The sequence below is a fragment of the Streptomyces sp. NPDC127098 genome, assembly GCF_042722465.1.
Taxonomy (GTDB): domain Bacteria; phylum Actinomycetota; class Actinomycetes; order Streptomycetales; family Streptomycetaceae; genus Streptomyces; species Streptomyces millisiae.
The window spans coordinates 1-19104 of record NZ_JBHXFJ010000058.1; the positions used below are offsets into that span (position 1 = coordinate 1).

Annotated in this window: 2 protein-coding genes; both read right to left on the minus strand. The window is 74.0% G+C overall.

The genetic code is table 11. The annotated features are described in order from the left end of the window. On the minus strand, positions 1–2739 hold a 2739-nt coding region (locus ACFWI8_RS28225; RefSeq protein WP_387097153.1), incomplete at its 3' end, for a type I polyketide synthase. Continuing rightward, the gene (locus tag ACFWI8_RS28230) at positions 2733–19034 is read right to left on the minus strand and encodes a type I polyketide synthase (protein ID WP_387097120.1); all 16302 of its coding nucleotides are present in this window, start codon (positions 19032–19034) and stop codon (positions 2733–2735) included. The genes ACFWI8_RS28225 and ACFWI8_RS28230, both read right to left, overlap by 7 nt. Between the last annotated feature and the right edge of the window lie 70 nt (positions 19035–19104).

The following is a 19104-nucleotide window of genomic DNA, read 5'->3' on the forward strand; positions in this document are numbered from 1 at the left end:
CAACTCCACCACCACACCCACCAACGGATGCGCAGCCGACACCACACCCCAACCACCCACACCGGGCCCCGACCGCGAATCCAACCAGAACCGCCGACGCTGAAACGCATACGTCGGCACATCAACCCAACAAGCACCAGAACCAGCGAGCAGGGCCTCCCAGTCCGGTTCTGTGCCGTGGACGTGGAGTTGCGCCACTGCCTCAGCCAAGGCGCGGGGCTCCTCCCGATCCCGGCGCAGGGTCGGCGTCAACACGACGCCATCGGTGCCGCTCAGGCACTCCTGGGCCATCGCGGTGCAGGTGGCGCCCGGACCGATCTCCACCCACCGGCCCACACACTGAGCCTCCGCCGCCCGGATGGCGTCGGCGAACCGCACCGGCCGCCGCACCTGCGACACCCAATACCCGGGATCACACCACCCCGCAGTTCCACCCGTGACCGTCGACACGAACCCGACACGCGGCTCCCGGTACGACAGCCCCTCGGCCACCGCCCGGAACTCCCCCAACATCGGCTCCATCAACGCCGAGTGGAAGGCATGGGAGACGCGAAGCCGAGTGACCCTGCGGCCCTCGTCCCGAAGCTTCTGCTCCAGGACCGCCACTGCCTCCGCGTCACCGGAGACGACCACCGACGAAGGACCGTTCACCGCCGCCAGGTCCAACCCGTCGCCGAGCAGCGGCAGGATCTCCTCCTCGGAAGCAGACACCGCGAGCATCGCCCCACCCGCCGGCAGCGCCTGCATCAACCGACCACGAGCCGCCACCAGAGCGCACGCATCCGGAAGCGACCACACCCCCGCCACATGCGCCGCCGCCAACTCCCCGATCGAATGCCCCACCACCACATCAGGCCGCACACCCCACGACTCAAGGAGCCGGAAGAGCGCCACCTGCACCGCGAACAACCCCGGCTGCGCGAACTCCGTACGATCCAGCGCCTCCTGGTCAGAACCGAACACGACATCACGCAAGGGCCCGTCGAAGCCCGCGCACACCTCGTCGAACGCCTCAGCGAACACCGGGAACGCCTCATACAGCCCGCGCCCCATCCCCACCCGCTGCGACCCCTGACCCGAGAACACGAAGGCGAGCCGACCGCTGCCCTCAGTTCCCGTGAAAGTTCCGGAGGTCGTCTCGCCAGCCGTCAGTGCCTTCAGGCCTCGTAGCAGTTCCGCGTGGTCGTCGGCGATCAGTGCGGCCCGGTACCGCAGATGCGATCGGCCCGTCGCCAGCGACCACCCAACGTCGGCAGGGCGGAACTCCGCGTGCTCTCCAACCAGTGACAGCAGCCGAGCCGCCTGCGCGCCCAACGCCTCCGGTGTGTCTCCCGACAACACCCACGGGGCCACCGGCGCTTCCTCCGTGGCCGACGGCTCGGCGGCTGGTGTCCCCTCGATGATCACGTGGGCGTTGGTTCCGCTGATGCCGAAGGAGGAGACGCCGGCCCGCCGGGGGCGGTCGGTCTCCGGCCAGGCCCGTGGCTCGGTCAGCAGCTCCACGGCACCCGCCGACCAGTCCACCTCTGGCGACGGCTCGTCGACATGCAGCGTGCGCGGCAACACCCCGTGCCGCATCGCCATCACCATCTTGATGACACCCGCCACACCGGCCGCCGCCTGCGTGTGCCCGATGTTCGACTTCACCGACCCCAGCCACAACGGGCGGTCCGCCTCGCGGTCCTGTCCGTACGTGGCCAACAGCGCCTGCGCCTCGATCGGATCACCAAGGCGCGTCCCCGTCCCATGCCCCTCCACCACATCCACCTCGGACGCCGCCAACCCCGCATCCGCCAACGCCGCCCGAATCACCCGCTGCTGCGCCGGACCATTCGGCACGGTCAGGCCGCTGGAGGCGCCGTCCTGGTTCACCGCCGAACCACGCACCACCCCCAGCACCCGACGCCCGTTCCGCCGGGCATCCGACAACCGCTCCAACACCAACACACCCACGCCCTCCGAGCAGCCGACGCCGTCGGCCGAGGCCGAGAACGCCTTGCACCGCCCGTCGGGGGCCAATCCGCGTTGCTCGCTGAAGTACACGAACATGTCCGGTTCGGCCATGACGGTCACGCCGCTCGCGAGCGCGAGGGTGCATTCGCCGCGGCGCAGCGCCTGGGCGGCCAGGTGGAGGGCGACCAGGGAGGACGAGCAGGCGGTGTCCACGGTGATCGCCGGGCCTTCGAGGCCCAGCGTGTAGGCCACCCGGCCGGAGACGATGCTGCCGTCGCTCGTTCCCGCCCCGTAGTCGTGGTACATGACGCCGGCGAAGACCCCGGTAGCGCTGCCCCGCAACGACAGCGGCGGCACCCCCGCCCGCTCCAACGCCTCCCAGGACGCCTCCAACAACAACCGCTGCTGCGGATCCATCCCCAACGCCTCACGCGGCGAGATACCGAACAAGCCGGCGTCGAACTCCGCCGCGTCATAGAGGAACCCGCCCTCGCGACCGTAACTGGAACCCGGCCGCTCCCCCGTCGGGTCGTACAACCCGTCCAGATCCCAGCCCCGATCGACCGGAAACCCCGAAACGGCGTCCCGCCCCTCGACAACCAGCTCCCACAACTCCTCCGGGAAGCCCACCCCACCCGGATACCGGCACGCCATCCCCACGATGGCGATGGGCTCCGTCGCGGCTGCCGCGAAGCGTTCGTTCTCGCGGCGCAGTCTCTCGTTGTCGAGCATGGACTGCCGAAGGGCTTCGACGAGCTGCTCGGTGGAGGGGCCCGTGCTCATGATGTCTCCTCTTCACCAGCGTGTCCCAGGGCGCCGCCGGATGCCGGGAACGCGTCCCCGAGGACGGCACGGACCAGATCCCCGGCGTTCATCTCCTTGATCGTCCTGGCCCGTTCGTCGGTGTTCTCTGGTTCCTCGGTGTTCTCGGTGCTCGACTCGTGCGTCTCGTTCTCCGACAGTTCGGCCAGGAGGTACTTGGCCAGTGGGGTCGGGCTCGGGTAGTCGAACATCAGCGTGGCCGGGAGTCTGAGGCCGGTGGCCTCACCCAGCCGGTTGCGGAGTTCGATCGCGGCCAGGGAGTCCAGGCCCAGGTCGGTGAACCCCTTGTGGGGATCGACCGCCCTGCCGTCGGTGTGTCCCAGCACGGCCGCGGCCTCGGTGCACACCAGTTCCAGCAGGACCCGCTGCCGGTCGCCACTTCGTTGGCCGGCCAGCCGCTCCGCGAGGGTGCTCACGCTCCCGGTGTTCGCGGCGTTCGCGGCGGCGGGTGGCTCGGTCTCGTGAGCGGGGTCGGGGAGCAGCAGGGCGGGTACGTCGCGCCGGCCGCGCAGGGCGGCCCGGTCGACTCGGACCGGCACGAGCACGGCGTCCGGCGCCGCGAGGGCGGCGTCGAACAGGGCGAGGCCGTCGCGCGCGGTCAGGGGCGGCGTGCCGTTACGGCTGAGCCGTTCCATGTCGATGTCGTCCTCGCTGCCCTCCCATGGGCCCCAGGCCAGGGAGAGGCCGGGCAGGCCGAGGGCGGCCCGGTGTTCGGCGAGCGAGTCGAGGAACACGTTGGCCGCCGCGTAGTTGGCCTGCCCTTCGGCGAGGATCAGTCCGCCCGCCGAGGAGTAGAGCACGAAGGCCGCGAGGTCCAGGTGCCGGGTCAACTCGTGGAGGTTCCAGGCCCCGTCCACCTTGGGGCGCAGCACGTCGTCGACCTGGCGGGGTGTCAGGGTGGCGAGCGTTCCGCCGTCCAGGCGGCCCGCCGCGTGGATCACCGCGGTGAGCGGGTGCTCGGCCGGGACCCGGGCGAGTACCGCGGCGAGGGCGTCGCGGTCGGCGACGTCGCAGGCCGCGAGGGTGACGGAGGCGCCGAGCCGGGTGAGATCGGCGCTCAGTTCCGCTGCGCCCGGCGCGTCCGCGCCGCGTCGGCCGACGAGGAGCAGCTGCCGTATCCCGTGCTCGGTGACCAGGTGCCGGGCCAGGGCGCCGCCGAGGAGGCCGGTTCCGCCGGTGATCAGTGCCGTGCCCTCGGGGTTCAGCGTCGATACGGTGCCCGTCGTGGAGACCCGGTCGAGCCGGGGCTCCAGGTACTTTCCTGCCCGCACGGCGAGTTCCGGACGGTTGAGTGCCACGGCGGTCGGCAGGGCACGCAGTGAGGCGTCCGTGGCATCGGTGTCGATCAGGTTCACCCGCCCCGGGTTCTCCGCCTGTGCCGCGCGGACCAGTCCCCAGAGGGGGGCGGTGGCCAGGTCCGGTCCCTCCGGCGCGTGCACCGCGTGCCGGGTCACGACGGCGAGGCCGACCCTGGACAGGCGCGGCTCGGTCAACAGGTCGCGTACCAGGGCCAGGGTCCGGTGCACCGCGTCCCGCGCGGCGACGGGCGGGCGGTGCCCGGACGCGGCGCCGGCCGACGGAGGGCAGGGCAGCAGGACGGTGTCGAGCGCCGCAGCCGACTCGGCGAGCGATGCCACGTCGTGGTGGGTGGGGAGGTTCAGGCCGAGGTCGTCGGTGCCGAGCACGGCCAAGCGCCGGTGGAGGGGCGCCGCGGATGCCCGCGGTGGGGGCACCGGCCGCCAGGCGACGCGGAACAGGGACTCCGGGGTGCCGGTGCTGTCGGCGAGCCGGGTCGCACCGATCGGCCGGGTCACCAGGGATGCCACCGTCGCCACGAGGAGACCTGAGGCGTCCATGAGGTCCAGTGCCGCGGCGCCGTCACCGGACGCGGGACGGACCCGGACCCGGAGGGCCGTGGCTCCGGTGGCGCGCAGCGACACGTGGTTCCACACGAAGGGGATCGTGGTCTCGGTGAGTGCCTTCGGGCCGCCGTCGGCGAGGAAGTCGACGGCACCGAGGGCCGAGTCGAACAGCGAGGGGTGGAGGCCGTAGGGGCCGGCGTCGATGCCGGCGGGCAGGGCAACCTCCGCGTACACCTCGTCGCCCCTTCTCCAGACGGCCCGCAGGTTGCGGAACACCGGGCCGTAGCCGTACCCGGCCTCCGCCAGGTCCTCGTACACGTCGTCGATGTCGATCCGTCGCGCGCCGTCGGGAGGCCAGGTCGCGGCGCCAGGGGTCCTCCCCCGGTCGGTCGTGTCCGGGGGGTTCGCGGTGAGCGTCCCGGCGGCGTGCAGTGTCCAGGCGGTGTCGGGGGGTGCGCCTTCGGGCCGGGAGTAGACCGACACCGGTCGCCGGTCGTCCTTCTCGGGCCCGACGACGATCCTGGTCAGCGCTCCGCCCTCCTCGGGCAGCACGAGCGGCGCCCGCTGCGTCAGTTCCTCGATGACGTCGCAGGCGGCGTGCTTCCCTGCGTGCAGGGCCAGTTCCACGAAGGCCGTGCCGGGCAGCAGTACCTGGCCCATGATGCGGTGATCGGCGAGCCAGGGCTGCTGGCCGGTGGAGAGGCGGCCGGTGAGGACGACGCCGCCCGAGTCGGGCAGCTCGACGACCGCGCCGACGAGCGGGTGGTCGTCCCCGCCGACGCCGGCCGAGGCGATGTCCCCGGAGACGGGTGTGGCATTCAGCCAGTACTCCTGGCGTTGGAACGGGTAGGTGGGGAGGTCGACGCGGGAGGCTCCGGAGCCGGCGAACAGGGCCTCCCAGTCCACGGTGCCACCGCTCGCGTAGGACGCGCCGACCGCGGTGAGGAGCGCCGTTGCCTCCGGACGGTCACGGCGCAGGGTCGGCGTCAACGTGACCTCGTCGGTGTCGGTGAGGCACGCCTCGGCCATGGCCGTGCAGGTGGCGTCCGGGCCGATCTCGACGAACCGGCCCACGCCCTGAGCCGCTACGGTCCGGATCGCGTCGGCGAACCGCACCGGCCGCCGCACCTGCGACACCCAGTACTCCGGATCACACCACTCCCCCGCGCCCGCTGCCTGGCCGGTCACCGTCGACATCGCCCGCAGGCCCGGCTCCTGGTACGACAGTCCCTCGGCCACCGCCCGGAGCTCCTCCAACATCGGCTCCATCAACGCCGAATGGAAAGCGTGCGACACCCGAAGCCGCCGCGACCTACGGCCCGCCAGCCTGGCCTCCAGGCCCGCCACCGCCTCCGCGTCACCGGAGACGACCACCGACGAGGGACCGTTGACGGCCGCCAGGTCCAACCCATCGCCAAGCAGCGGCAGGACCTCCTCCTCGGAAGCAGCCACCGCGAGCATCGCCCCACCCGCCGGCAACGCCTGCATCAACCGACCACGAGCCGCCACCAACGCACACGCATCCGGAAGCGACCACACCCCCGCCACATGCGCCGCCGCCAACTCCCCGATCGAATGCCCCACCACCACATCAGGCCGCACACCCCACGACTCCAGCAACCGGAACAGCGCCACCTGCACCGCGAACAACCCCGGCTGCGCAAACTCCGTACGATCCAGCGCCGCCGCGTCCTCAAAGACCACCTCACGCAACGACCCACCGAACCCCGCACACACCTCGTCAAACGCCTCAGCGAACACCGGGAAGGCGGAGTGGAGTTCACGCCCCATCCCCACCCGCTGCGACCCCTGACCCGAAAACACGAACACCGTCCCACCCGTGCGGGTGTGTCCCCGTACGACGTCGGCCGGGAACGTTCCGGAGGCGATCTCGGTGAGCGCGCGGAGCGCGCCCTCGGAGTTTGCGGCCAGGACGACCGCGCGGTGGTCGAGGCCGGCGCGGGTCGTCGCCAGCGAGTAGCCGAGGTCTCGCAGTGACGGTGCCTCGGCCGCGCGTGTGGTGAGGTGCTCGACGAGGCGCGCGGCCTGGGACCGGAGTGCGTCCTCGGTGTTTGCCGTGATCGGCAACGGCACGGGGTCGGGTGCCGGCGCCGGGAGGGCCGGGAGGCCGACGGCGGGCGCCGGCACCGGGGCCTCCTCGATGATGACGTGCGCGTTGGTGCCGCTGATGCCGAAGGAGGAGATCCCCGCCCGACGCGGGCGGCCCGGGTCGTCCCACGCCCGCGGCTCGGTCAGCAGCTCCACCGCGCCGACCGTCCAGTCGACGTGGGGGGAGGGTGCGTCCACGTGGAGGGTTCTGGGCAGCGTGCGGTGCCGCAGGGACTGCACGATCTTGATGACCGCCGCGACGCCACCGGCCGCCTGGGCGTGGCCGATGTTGGACTTGATCGACCCGAGCCACAGCGGTCGGTCCTCGGGCCGGTTCTGTCCGTAGGTGGCCAACAGCGCCTGTGCTTCGATCGGATCGCCGAGGCGGGTCCCGGAACCGTGTGCCTCGACCGCGTCCACGTCGCCGGGGGTGATTCCCGCGTCGGCCAGCGCCGCCTGGATCACCCGCTGTTGGGCGGGGCCGTTGGGCGCGGTCAGCCCGTTGGAGGCGCCGTCCTGGTTCACCGCGCTGCCCCGCACCACCGCCAGCACCCGGTGCCCGTTCCGGCGGGCGTCCGACAGCCGCTCCAGAAGCACCAGGCCCGCTCCCTCCGCCCAGCCGGTGCCGTTGGCCGCGGCGGAGAAGGACTTGGAGCGTCCGTCGGGGGCGATGACCCCCTGCCGGCTGGAGTCCACGAACAGATCGGGGCTGGACAGGACGGTGACGCCGCCGGCCAGGGCGAGCGAGCACTCGCCGTTGCGCAGCGCCTTGGTGGCGAGGTGGAGGGCGACCAGCGACGAGGAGCAGGCGGTGTCGATCGTCATGGAGGGGCCTTCCAGGCCCATGAGGTAGGAGACGCGGCCGGAGACGACGGCTCCCGAGCTGCCGTTGGCGAGGTACCCGGCGACGGCGGCGGGCGCGTCGTGCACCCGACTGCCGTAGTCGTCGTACATCGCTCCGGCGAAGACTGCGGTGGGGCTGCCGCGCAGCGAGCTCGGGTCGATCCCGGCCTGCTCGACGGTCTCCCAGGCGGTCTCCAGCAGCAGTCGCTGCTGCGGGTCCATGGCCAGGGCCTCGCGGGGGCCGATGCCGAAGAACTCGGCGTCGAACTCGGCCGCTCGGTGGAGGAAGCCGCCCTCGCGGGTGTAGCTCTTGCCGCGCCGGCCCGGCTCGGGGTGGTAGACACCTTCGATGTCCCAGCCCCGGTTGGTGGGGAATTCGCTGATCGCGTCGGTGCCTTCGGCGAGCAGCCGCCACAGGTCGTCGGGGGTCATGACGTCGCCGGGGTAGCGGCAGCCCATGCCGATGACGGCGATGGGGTCGTCGTCGTGGGAGGTCGTCGCGGTCCTCGCCGCCGGGGTGGGTGCGGCTGCCGGGGCGGGTCCCGCGATTCTGCTCCTGAGGTAGTCGGCCACGTGATGGACCGTGGGGTGGTCGAAGACCAGGGTGGCGGGCAGGGTCAGGCCGGTCGCCGAGCCGAGGAGGTTGCGCAGTTCCACCGCGGCGAGCGAGTCGAAGCCCAGTTCCTTGAAGGCCCGACCGGCGTTCACGTCCGCCACGCTCGCGTGGCCCAGGACGGTCGCGACGTGCTGGGTGACCAACTCGGTCAGGGCCTGGTCGCGCTCGGCGTCGGGGAGTTGGGAGAGGCGTCGGGCCAGGTGCGATTCCTGTCCCGCGGGCGTGCCGGTGGTGGCCGCGCGGCGACGGGCGGCGGTGACCGGCACGCGGGCCGGGGCGAGGGAGCGCAGCAGCGCGGGCAACTCGTCGGTGCGGGCCTTCAGGGCGTCCTGGTCGATCCGCAGCGGCGCGATGACGGGTTCCGTGGCACGAAGGGCCTCGTCGAACAGGGCCAGTGACTCCTGTGCGTCCATGGCCGGCAGTCCGAGGCGCGCCATGCGGTGGAGGTCGTCCGCGCCGAGTTCGCCGCCGAGTCCGGTGTTCTCGGCCCACAGGCCCCAGGCCAGGGAGCTCGCGGCGAGGCCCGCCGCGTGGCGGTGCTCGGCGAGGGCGTCGAGGAAGGCGTTGGCGGCGGCGTAGTTCGCCTGGCCGGCGGCCAGCACGCTGCCGCCCGCTGAGGAGAAGAGCACGAAGGCGGTCAGGCCGAGGTCCCGGGTCAGTTCGTGAAGGTGCCACGCGCCGTCGACCTTCGGGCTCAGGACGTTCTGGAGCTGTTCGTCGGTCAGGCCGGCGACGAGGCCGCCGTCGGCCGTGCCGGCCGCGTGGACGACGGCGGTCAGCGGATGGTCGGCCGGGATGGCGTCCAGTACCGCGGCCAGTGCCGGCCGGTCCGCGGTGTCGCAGGTGGCGATCGTCACCGAGGCGCCGAGAGCGGTGAGTTCGTCCCGCAGTTCCTCGGCGTGGGGGGCGTTGGGCCCGCGGCGGCTGGTGAGCACCAGGTGCCGGACGCCGTGTTGGGTCACCAGGTGGCGTGCCACCAGGCGGCCGAGGCCGCCGGTGCCGCCGGTGACGAGCACGGTCCCGCCGGGCGCCGGTGGGGTGGGCGGGGGGCCGGCCTCGGTCGCGAGGCGGGCGAACCTGGGCACCTGGGAGGCAGAGCCACGGATGGCGATCTCCGGTTCGCCCGAGGCGATGGCGGCCAGGAGCAGCCCGGGAGGGGCATCGTCCGCGTCCACGAGGACGAAGCGCCCGGGATGCTCCGCCTGGGCAGCGCGCAGCAGTCCCCATACCGGGCTCGCGGCCGGGTCGGGGGGGCCCTGCGGGGACACGGCCCCCCGGGTGAGTGCCACCAGGCGGGCGCCGTCGAAGCGTGCGTCGGCCAGCCAGTCCCGCAGGGTGCGGAGGGCTCCGGCGGTACGGGCCCTGGCCTGCGCGGGCACATCGGTGGGGTCGCCCCCGACGGGAGGGCGGCAGTCGAGGATCACGACCTCAGGGACGGGCGCGCCCGCCTCGATCGCGGCGGTCAGCGCGCCGAGGTCGTCGTGCACGGCGTGGGCCGGGACGACGTGGTGCAGGACGTCGGTCGCCGGCGACGCCGCTCCCTCCGTCTCCTCGACCGCGCCGCTGCCGACGACGGCCCAGCCTTCGGCGGGCCGGGACTCGTCGGCGGTGAGCGGGAGCGGGCGCCACTCCACCCGGTAGAGGGCGCCGACTGACGTGTGGTCGGCTGGCGGGGCGAGCGGCTGTCCCGAGACCGGCCGCGAGACCAGGGATTCCACGGCGGCGACGGCCCTGCCCTCGCGGTCGGCGATCTCGATCGCGGAGACCTCGTCACCGCTGATGCGGGTGATCCTGACGCGCAGCCCGGTGGCTCCGGCAGCGTGCAGCGTGACGCCGTTCCACACGAACGGCAGCAGCGTCGCGCCGTCCGGGTCGGTGAGCAGGTCGGCGTGCATCGCCGCGTCGAGCAGGGCGGGGTGCAGGCCGTACGAGGCGGCGGTGCGGGCGGTGGCGTCGTCGGCCTCGATCTCGGCGAACACCTCGTCGCCGCGCCGCCACGCGGCTCGCAGCGCCTGGAACGCCGGTCCGTACTCGTAGCCCCTGGTGCGCAGGGTCTGGTAGGCGCCGTCCAGGTCGATCGGCTCGGCGTCGGCGGGCGGCCAGTGGCTGAGGTCGAACGACTCCGGGCGGCTCTCCTCGGCGAGTACGCCGGTGGCGTGGCGCGTCCACTCCTGGTCGGCCGGGGCGTCCTCGGCACGCGCGTACACCGCGAGCGGGCGTCTCCCCCGCTGAGGTGCGCCGACGACCACCTGGACGGCGACGCCGCCCGCGTCCGGCAGTGCCAGCGGTGCCTCCAGCGTCAGTTCCTCCACGGTGCCGCAGCCGACCTGGTCGCCCGCCCGGACGGCGAGTTCGACGAAGCCGGTGCCCGGCAGCAGGGTCGTTCCGTGCACCACGTGGTCGGCGAGCCACGGCTGGCTCTGGACGGACAGCCGGCCGGTCAGCACCACGGTGTCGGCGCCGGGGAGGGCGACGACCGCCCCCAGTACCGGGTGGTCCCCGGGGAGTTGGCCGAGTCCCGCGACGTCGGTCGCGGGCGTGGCGTCCAGCCAGAACCGGCGGTGCTGGAAGGCGTAGGTGGGCAGGTCGAGCAGGTTGCCGCCCCTGCCGAGCAGGGCCGGCCAGGTGATGGGCGCGCCCCGCACGTGCAGCCGGGCCAGGACGGTGAGCGCTTCGGACGGTTCGGCCCGATCGCGCCTGAGCAGGGAGAGGAAGTGGAGGCTCGGACGGTTCTGGAGCGCCTCGGCGCCCATGGCGGTCAGTACTGCGTCGGGGCCGAGTTCCAGGAAGGTGGTGGCTCCCTCGTCCGACGCCGTCCGGACGGCGTCGGCGAACCGGACCGGCCGCCGCACCTGGGACACCCAGTACTCGGGATCACGCCAGTCCCCGGGCCCACCTGTCACGGTCGAAACGATGCCGACGCGCGGCTCCCGGTAGGTCAGCCCCTCGGCCACCGCCCGGAACTCGTCGAGCATCGGCTCCATCAGCGCCGAGTGGAACGCGTGCGAGACACGAAGCCGCCGCGTCCTATGGCCCGCGAGCCTGGCCTCCAGGCGCGCCACCGCGTCCTCCCTGCCGGAGACGACGACCGACGAGGGACCGTTGACGGCCGCGAGGTCCAATCCGTCGCCGAGCAGCGGCAGGATCTCGTCCTCGAGGGCCGCCACCGCGAGCATCGCCCCGCCCGCCGGCAACGCCTGCATCAACCGACCACGAGCCGCCACCAACGCACACGCATCCGGAAGCGACCACACCCCAGCCACATACGCCGCCGCCAACTCCCCGATGGAGTGACCCACCAGCACATCAGGCTTCACGCCCCAGGACCCCAACAGCCGGAAGAGCGCCACCTGCACCGCGAACAACCCCGGCTGCGCGAACTCCGTCCGATCCAGCGCCTCCTGGTCGGAAGCGAACACCACCTCGCGCAAGGGCCCGTCGAACCCCGCACAGACCTCGTCGAACGCCTCAGCGAACACCGGGAACGCCTCATACAGCCCGCGCCCCATCCCCACCCGCTGCGACCCCTGACCCGAGAACAGGAGGGCGAGACCGCCGCCGTCCTCGGTTCCCGTGAACGTCCCGGGGGTCGTTTCGCCGGCCGCCAGGGTCTCCAGGCCGCGCATGAGGTCCGCGTGGTCGCCGGCGAGCACCACCGCCCGGTGTTCGAGCGGTGTGCGGGTGGTGGCGAGGGAGAGTGCGAGGTCGCCGAGGTCCGTGCCGGGCCGCTCGCCCAGGAAGGAACGCAGCCGGGCGGCTTGGCCGCCGAGCGCGGCGGGGCCGCGCGCGGAGAGCACGAACGGCAGGACGGGCAGGCTCGGTTCCCCGGCCTCCCCGCTGGGCAGCGCGGGGGCGGACGGCGCCTGCTCGACGATGACGTGGGCGTTGGTCCCACTGATCCCGAAGGAGGAGACGCCGGCCCGCCGGGGGCGGTCGGTCTCCGGCCACTCCCGGGGTTCGGCCAACAGCCGCACCTCGCCGGCCGACCAGTCCACCTGATGCGAGGGCTCGTCCGCGTGCAGGGTCCTGGGCAGGACCCCGTGCCGCATCGCCATCACCATCTTGATGACGCCCGCCACACCGGCCGCGGCCTGCGTGTGCCCGATGTTCGACTTCAGGGAGCCGAGCCACAGCGGGCGGTCCTCCGGCCGGTCCTGGCCGTAGGTGGCCAACAACGCCTGCGCCTCGATCGGGTCGCCGAGCCGCGTCCCCGTGCCGTGCCCCTCGACCGCGTCCACCTCGGCGGGCGCGGCTCCGGCGTCGGCCAGGGCCTGCCGGATGACGCGCTGCTGGGCGAGGCCGTTGGGCGCGGTCAGACCGTTGGAGGCGCCGTCGTGGTTGACAGCGGAGCCGGAGACGACGGCGAGGACGCGGTGCCCGTTGCGGTGGGCGTCGGAGAGCCGTTCGACGAGCAGCATGCCCACGCCTTCGCCCCAGCCGGTGCCGTCGGCCGCGGCGGAGAAGGACTTGCAGCGGCCGTCGGCGGCGAGCCCACGTTGCCGGCTGAAGTCGATGAAGGTGTCGGGGGTGGACATGACCGTCACACCGCCGGCCAGGGCCAGGTCGCACTCGCCGCGGCGCAGCGCCTGGACCGCCCAGTGCAGGGCGACCAGCGAGGACGAGCAGGCCGTGTCGACAGTGACGGCGGGTCCCTGGAGGCCCAGCGTGTAGGCGATGCGGCCGGAGACGACGCTGGAGAGGCTTCCGTTGCCGAGGTAGCCGGCCAGGTCCTCGGGTACGGTGCCGAGTCTGGTGCCCCAGTCGTGGTACATGACGCCGGCGAACACCCCGGTGTCGCTGCCGCGCAGCGAGCGTGCGTCGATGCCCGCCCGTTCCAGCGCCTCCCAGGAGACCTCGAGAAGCAGTCGCTGCTGTGGGTCCATGGCCTGGGCCTCGCGCGGGCCGATCTCGAAGAACTCCGGGTCGAACTCGGCCGCCTCGTACAGGAAACCGCCCTCGCGGCTGTAGCTCCTGCCCGGTGTGCCGGGTTCGGGGTCGTAGAGGGCGTCGACGTCCCAGCCGCGGTCCGTGGGGAATCCCCCGATGGCGTCGGTGCCCTGGGCGAGCAGCCGCCACAGGTCCTCGGGGGAGGTGACGCCGCCGGGGTAGCGGCAGGCCATGCCGACGATGGCGATGGGCTCGTCCGCCACGGCGGGGGCGGCCGGGCTCGGGGCCGGGGTCGGTTCGTTGTCCGGCTGGTCGGCGAGCAGCCGCAGGACGTGGTCGGCCAGGGCCTGCGGTGTCGGGTGGTCGAAGACGAGTGTGGCGGGCAGCCCGAGACCCGTGATGGCGTTGAGCGCGTTGCGCAGGTCGACGGCGGCCAGCGAGTCGAAGCCGAGGTCGGTGAAGGGGCGGCGGGGGCTGACGGCGTCCCGGTCGGTGTGGCCGAGGACCTTGGCGACCTGGGTGCGCACCAGTTCGAGGACGGCGCGCTCCCGGTTGGGCCCGGCCAGCTCCGCCGGGGGCCACCAGGGTCGGGTCCGGTGGGGGGCGTTCCGTGCGGCGGCCGGGTGGCGGGCGGGTGCCGGGACGAGGTCGCGGAGCAGGCCGGGCAGGGTGTCGGAGCGGGCCCGGAGGGCGGCGGGGTCGACGGTGACCGGCGCCAGGGTCGGTTCCGTGGTGCGGAGGGCGGCGTCGAGTGCGGCGAGGCTCTGTTCGGCGGTCAGCGGAACGAGCCCCAGGCGGTCGACGCGGCGCCGTCCGGCCTCGGCCAGGCGGCCGCCCATGCCGGTGTCGCCGGCCCACAGTCCCCAGGCCAAGGAGTGCGCGGGCAGGCCGAGGGCGGCGCGGTGGGTGGCGAGCGCGTCGAGGAACACGTTGGCGGCGGCGTAGTTGCCCTGTCCCGCGCCGTCGACGAGGCCGGCGGAGGAGGAGAACAGGACGAAGGCGGCCAGGTCCTGGTCCCGGGTCAGCTCGTGGAGGTGCCAGGCGCCGTCGACCTTGGGGCGCAGGACGGTCGCCAACTGGTCGGCGGTGAGCGTGCCGATCAGGGCGTCGTCGAGCACGCCTGCGGTGTGCACCACGGCGGTCAGCGGGTGCTCGTCGGGTATTCCGGCCAGGGCGGCGGCCAGGGCGGTGCGGTCGGCGACGTCGCAGGCCCTGACGTCGACCGTGGCGCCCAGCTGTCGCAGTTCCGCGGTGAACGGCTCGGCGCCCGGGGTGTCAGGGCCGCGCCGGCCGAGCAGGAGCAGGTGGCGGACGCCGTGGGCGGCCACCAGGTGGCGGGCCACGAGCCGGCCGAGGCCGCCGAGGCCGCCGGTGACCAGCACGGTGCCGTCCGGGTTCCAGACGGCCGTTCCCTCGGCGGCGTCCTCTGCCGGGTCCTCCGCCGGGTCGTGGGAGTGCCGGGTGAGCCGTGGTGCGAGCAGCGCGCCGTCCCGGCGGCGGAGTTCGGGCTCTCCGGTGCCGAGTGCGGCGCGCAGGGTGGGCGCGGTGAGGGGTGCGTCGTCGAGGTCGAGCAGGACGATCCGGCCGGGGTGCTCCGCCTGGGCGGAGCGCACCAGGCCGCGTATGGGTGCCACGGCCAGGCCGGCGGGGTCGGCCGTGTCGGCGCCGCGGGTGACGACCGCCAGCCGGGAGGCGGCGAACCGTTCGTCGGCGAGCCACCGCTGGAGCGTGGCGAGGACGCGCAGGGTGGTCTCGAACGCGGCCCGCGGCATGTCGGAGGGTTCCGTGCCCGGGGTGGCGGCGATGGGCAGGAGGACGGTCGCGGGCACCCGGGACGCCGCGAGGGAGTCCAGGTCCTGGTACGGGTCGGCGTCGAGCCCGAAGGGGGCGGTCGCGGTCCCGAGCAGCGCGGGACGCTCGCCCCCGTCGTCGGCGGGGGCGGCGGCCACCGGGACCCAGCGGACGGTGTGCAGCGGCTGGTTCGTCGGGGCGGTGAGCGCGCCGGGCGGCACGGGCCGGCTGCGGAAGGACTCGGCGGAGGCCATCGGCGCGCCGGACGGGTCGGTCAGGAGCAGCGAGACCCCGCCGGACGGGAGCGAGGTGATGCGGGCCCGCACCTCGCCGGTGCCGGGGGCGTGGCGGCGGATCCCGGTCCAGGCGAAGGGGAGGTGGATCCGCTCCGGATCGCGGGCCTCGCCCGCGGCGAAGTCCGTGGCGTGCAGGACCGCGTCGAGCAGCGCGGGGTGGAGGCCGAAGGCGGTGGCGTCGGGGCCCGCCACCTCGGGGAGGACGACGTGCGCGTAGACGTCGGTGCCGTGCCGCCAGACGGCCCGGAGCCCGTGGAAGGCCGGGCCATAGCCGTAGCCCTGGTCGGCCAGCGTCTCGTAGAGCCCGTCGACGGCGACGGGCTCGGCGCCCTCCGGCAGCCAGCCGGGTCCTGGCAGTCCGCCGGTCCCGGTGTGTGACGCGGGCAGCGGCGGCGGTTCGTGTCCTGGCGCGTCGGCGGTCAGGACGCCGGTGGCGTGCCGGGTCCAGACGGCGGCCTCGGCGGTCCCTTCGGGGCGTGCGTAGAAGTCCAGGGAGCGGCGGCCGGCCTCGTCCGGTGCGCCGACGATGGCCTGGAGGATGACGCCGCCCGTCCTGGGCAGCGTCAGCGGGGTGTGCAGGGTGAGGTCCTGGACGGCCGTGCCGCCGGCGTGTTCGGCGGCGTGCAGGGCCATGTCCACGAAGGCGGTGGCGGGCAGCAGCACCGTTCCGGCGACGGTGTGGTCGGCCAGCCAGGGGTGGGCGTCGAGCGTGACGCGGCCGGTGAGCACGATGCCGTCGTCGTCCGCGCGGCGGACGGCGCCGGCGAGCAGCGGGTGTCCCGACGCGGTCTGGCCGAGCGCCGCGGCGTCGCCCCTGCCGCGGGGCGCGTCGAGCCAGAAGCGTCGCCGTTGGAACGGGTAGGTGGGCAGGTCGACGAGGCGGCCGCCGTGTTCGGCGTAGTAGGCGGGCCAGTCGACGGCGGCGCCCCCGGTGAAGGCGGTCGCCAGGGCGGAGAGCAGGGTACGCGCCTCGTCGGAGTCCCGGCGCAGGGCGGGGGCGCACACCAGGTCCTGGCCGGGCAGGGCCTCGGCGGCCAGGGCGGAGAGCACCGGGTCGGGCCCCAGTTCCAGGCAGGTGGCGACGCCGGCCCGGACCAGGGCGCGCAGCCCGTCGTGGAAGCGGACGGCCTCGCGCGCCTGGCGGACCCAGTAGTCGGGCTCGTGCGTCTCCCGTGGCCCGGCGGTGTGGCCGGTCAGTCCTGAGACGAGGGGGATGCGGGGCTCGTGGAACTCGACGACCTGGAGGACGCGGCGGAACTCGTCCAGCATCGGGTCCATGAGGGCCGAGTGGAAGGCGTGCGAGACCCGGAGCCGGGTGGCCCTGCGGTCCCGGTCCCGGAGGCTCCGCTCCAGGGCGACCACCGCCTCCGCGTCGCCGGAGACGACCACCGCCGAGGGGCCGTTGACCGCCGCGACGTCCAGACCCTCGCCGAGCAGCGGCCGGATCTCCTCCTCGCCGGCCGCCACCGCGAGCATCGCCCCGCCGTCCGGCAGCGCCTGCATCAGCCGGCCACGGGCCGCCACCAACGCGCAGGCGTCCTCCAGCGACCACACGCCAGCCACGTGCGCCGCCGCCAACTCCCCCACCGAGTAACCGAGCAGCAGATCGGGCCGCACCCCCCACGACTCGAACAGCCGGAACAGCGCCACCTGCACGGCGAACAACGCCGGCTGCGCGAACTCCGTACGGTCCAGCGCCTCCTGGTCGGAACCGAACACCACCTCGTGCAGCGGACGGTCGAGGTGGACGTCGAGATGCGCGCCCACCTCGTCGAACGCCTCGGCGAACACCGGGTGCCGGGAGTGGAGTTCGCGGCCCATGGCGATGCGCTGCGAACCCTGGCCGGTGAAGAGGAAGGCCAGCCGGCCGCCGGTCGCGGCGCGGGCGACCACGCCGGGGCCGGTGTTGCCCTCGGCGAGGAGCGCCAGACCGCGACCGGCCTCCTCGGCGTCCGCGGCGATGACGACGGCGCGCCGCGCCAGGGCGGCCCGGGTGGTGGCGAGGGACCGCCCGAGGTCGGCGGCGGTCACGCCGTCCCGTGCCAGGGCGCCGAGGCGGCGGGCCTGGGCGCGCAGGGCCGCCGCGTTCCTCGCGGTGACCGGGATGGCCACGGCCGGCGGGGGGTCGGCGGGGGCGTGGTCCGGCTCCTCGGTCGCCGCCGTGGCCGGGGCCTGTTCGATGATGAGGTGGGCGTTGGTGCCGCTGACGCCGAAGGAGGAGACGCCGGCCCGCCGGGGGCGGTCGGTCTCGGGCCAGTCCCGGGGTTCGGTCAGCAGCTCCACGGCGCCGGCCGACCAGTCCACCTGGGGCGTCGGCTCGTCGACGTGCAGGGTCCTGGGCAGGACGCCGTGCCGCATCGCCATCACCATCTTGATGACGCCCGCCACACCCGCCGCGGCCTGGGTGTGCCCGATGTTGGACTTCAGGGAGCCGAGCCACAGCGGGCGCTCTTCCTCCCGATCCTGCCCGTAGGTGGCCAACAGCGCCTGCGCCTCGATCGGGTCGCCGAGCCGCGTCCCGGTGCCGTGTGCCTCCACCGCGTCCACCTCGGAAGGGGCAAGACCGGCGTCGGCCAACGCGGCCCGGATCACCCGCTGTTGCGCGGGGCCGTTGGGCGCGGTCAGGCCGTTGGACGCGCCGTCCTGGTTGATCGCTGAGCCACGTATCACGGCGAGCACGCGGTGCCCGTTGCGCCGGGCGTCGGAGAGCCGTTCCAGGACGAGGATGCCCACCCCCTCCGCGAAGCCGGTGCCGTCGGCGGCCGCGGCGAAGGCCTTGCAGCGCCCGTCGGGGGCCAGCCCGCGCTGCCGGCTGAACGCGGTGAAAGTGCCGGGGCCGCCCATGACGGCGACGCCGCCGGCCAACGCCAGCGGGCACTCGCCGCCACGCAGCGACCGCACGGCCAGGTGCAGGGCCACCAGCGAGCCGGAGCAGGCGGTGTCGACGGTGAGGGTGGGGCCTTCGAGGCCGAGGGTGTAGGCGACCCGGCCGGAGACGACGCTGGGCGCGTTGCCGGTGAGCAGGTATCCGTCCAGGCCCTCGGGCGCCTCGTGCAGCCGCGGCCCGTACTCCTGCGCCTCGGCGCCGACGAACACGCCGGTGGGCGTGGCGCGCAGTGTGGCCGGGTCGATGCCGGCCCGCTCCAGTGCCTCCCAGGAGGTTTCGAGCACCAGCCGCTGCTGCGGGTCCATGGCGGACGCCTCGCGTGGGCCGATGCCGAAGAAGTCGGCGTCGAACTCGGCGGCCTCGGGCAGGAAGCCGCCGACGCGCACATAGCTGGTGCCGGGGGTCTCGGGGTCCGGGGAGTACAGGGCGTCGAGGTCCCAGCCGCGGTCGGTGGGGAAAGGGGAGAGGGCGTGGCCGCCGTCGTCGACGAGTCGCCACAGGTCCTCGGGCGAGGCGACGCCGCCGGGGAAGCGGCAGCCGACGCCGATGACGGCCACCGGTTCGTCGTCGGCCGATGCGGTGCCGGTGTGGGCGGACCGTCCCTCGTCTGCTCCGAGGAGCTCGGCCCGCAGCCTGCGGGCGACCGCGTCGGGTGTGGGGTGGTCGAAGGCGAGGGTCACGGGCAGCGGCAGCCCGGTGTCGGCGGCCAGCCGGGCGTGCAGGGCGACGGCCCCCAGCGAGTCGAGTCCCAGGTCGCGGAAGGCGGTGCCGGGGTCCACGGTCTCCGGCGCGTCGGGCAGGACGTCGCGGAGCACGGCGATGGCGCGGTCCCGCACGAAGTCGAGCAGGAACCGGTGCTGCTCGTCGGGCCCGAGGTCCGCCAACAGGTGTGCCAGCGCCGGTCGCTGGTCCGTCGCTTCGGGTGCCGTCGGGGCGTCCTGGCCCGAGGGGGTGTGCATCTCGCTCATTTCCGCTCTCCACTGGTCTGGCAGGCAGATGGTCGGGCGGGCACGCCCGGTCGTCGTGGTCGCCGTCGGG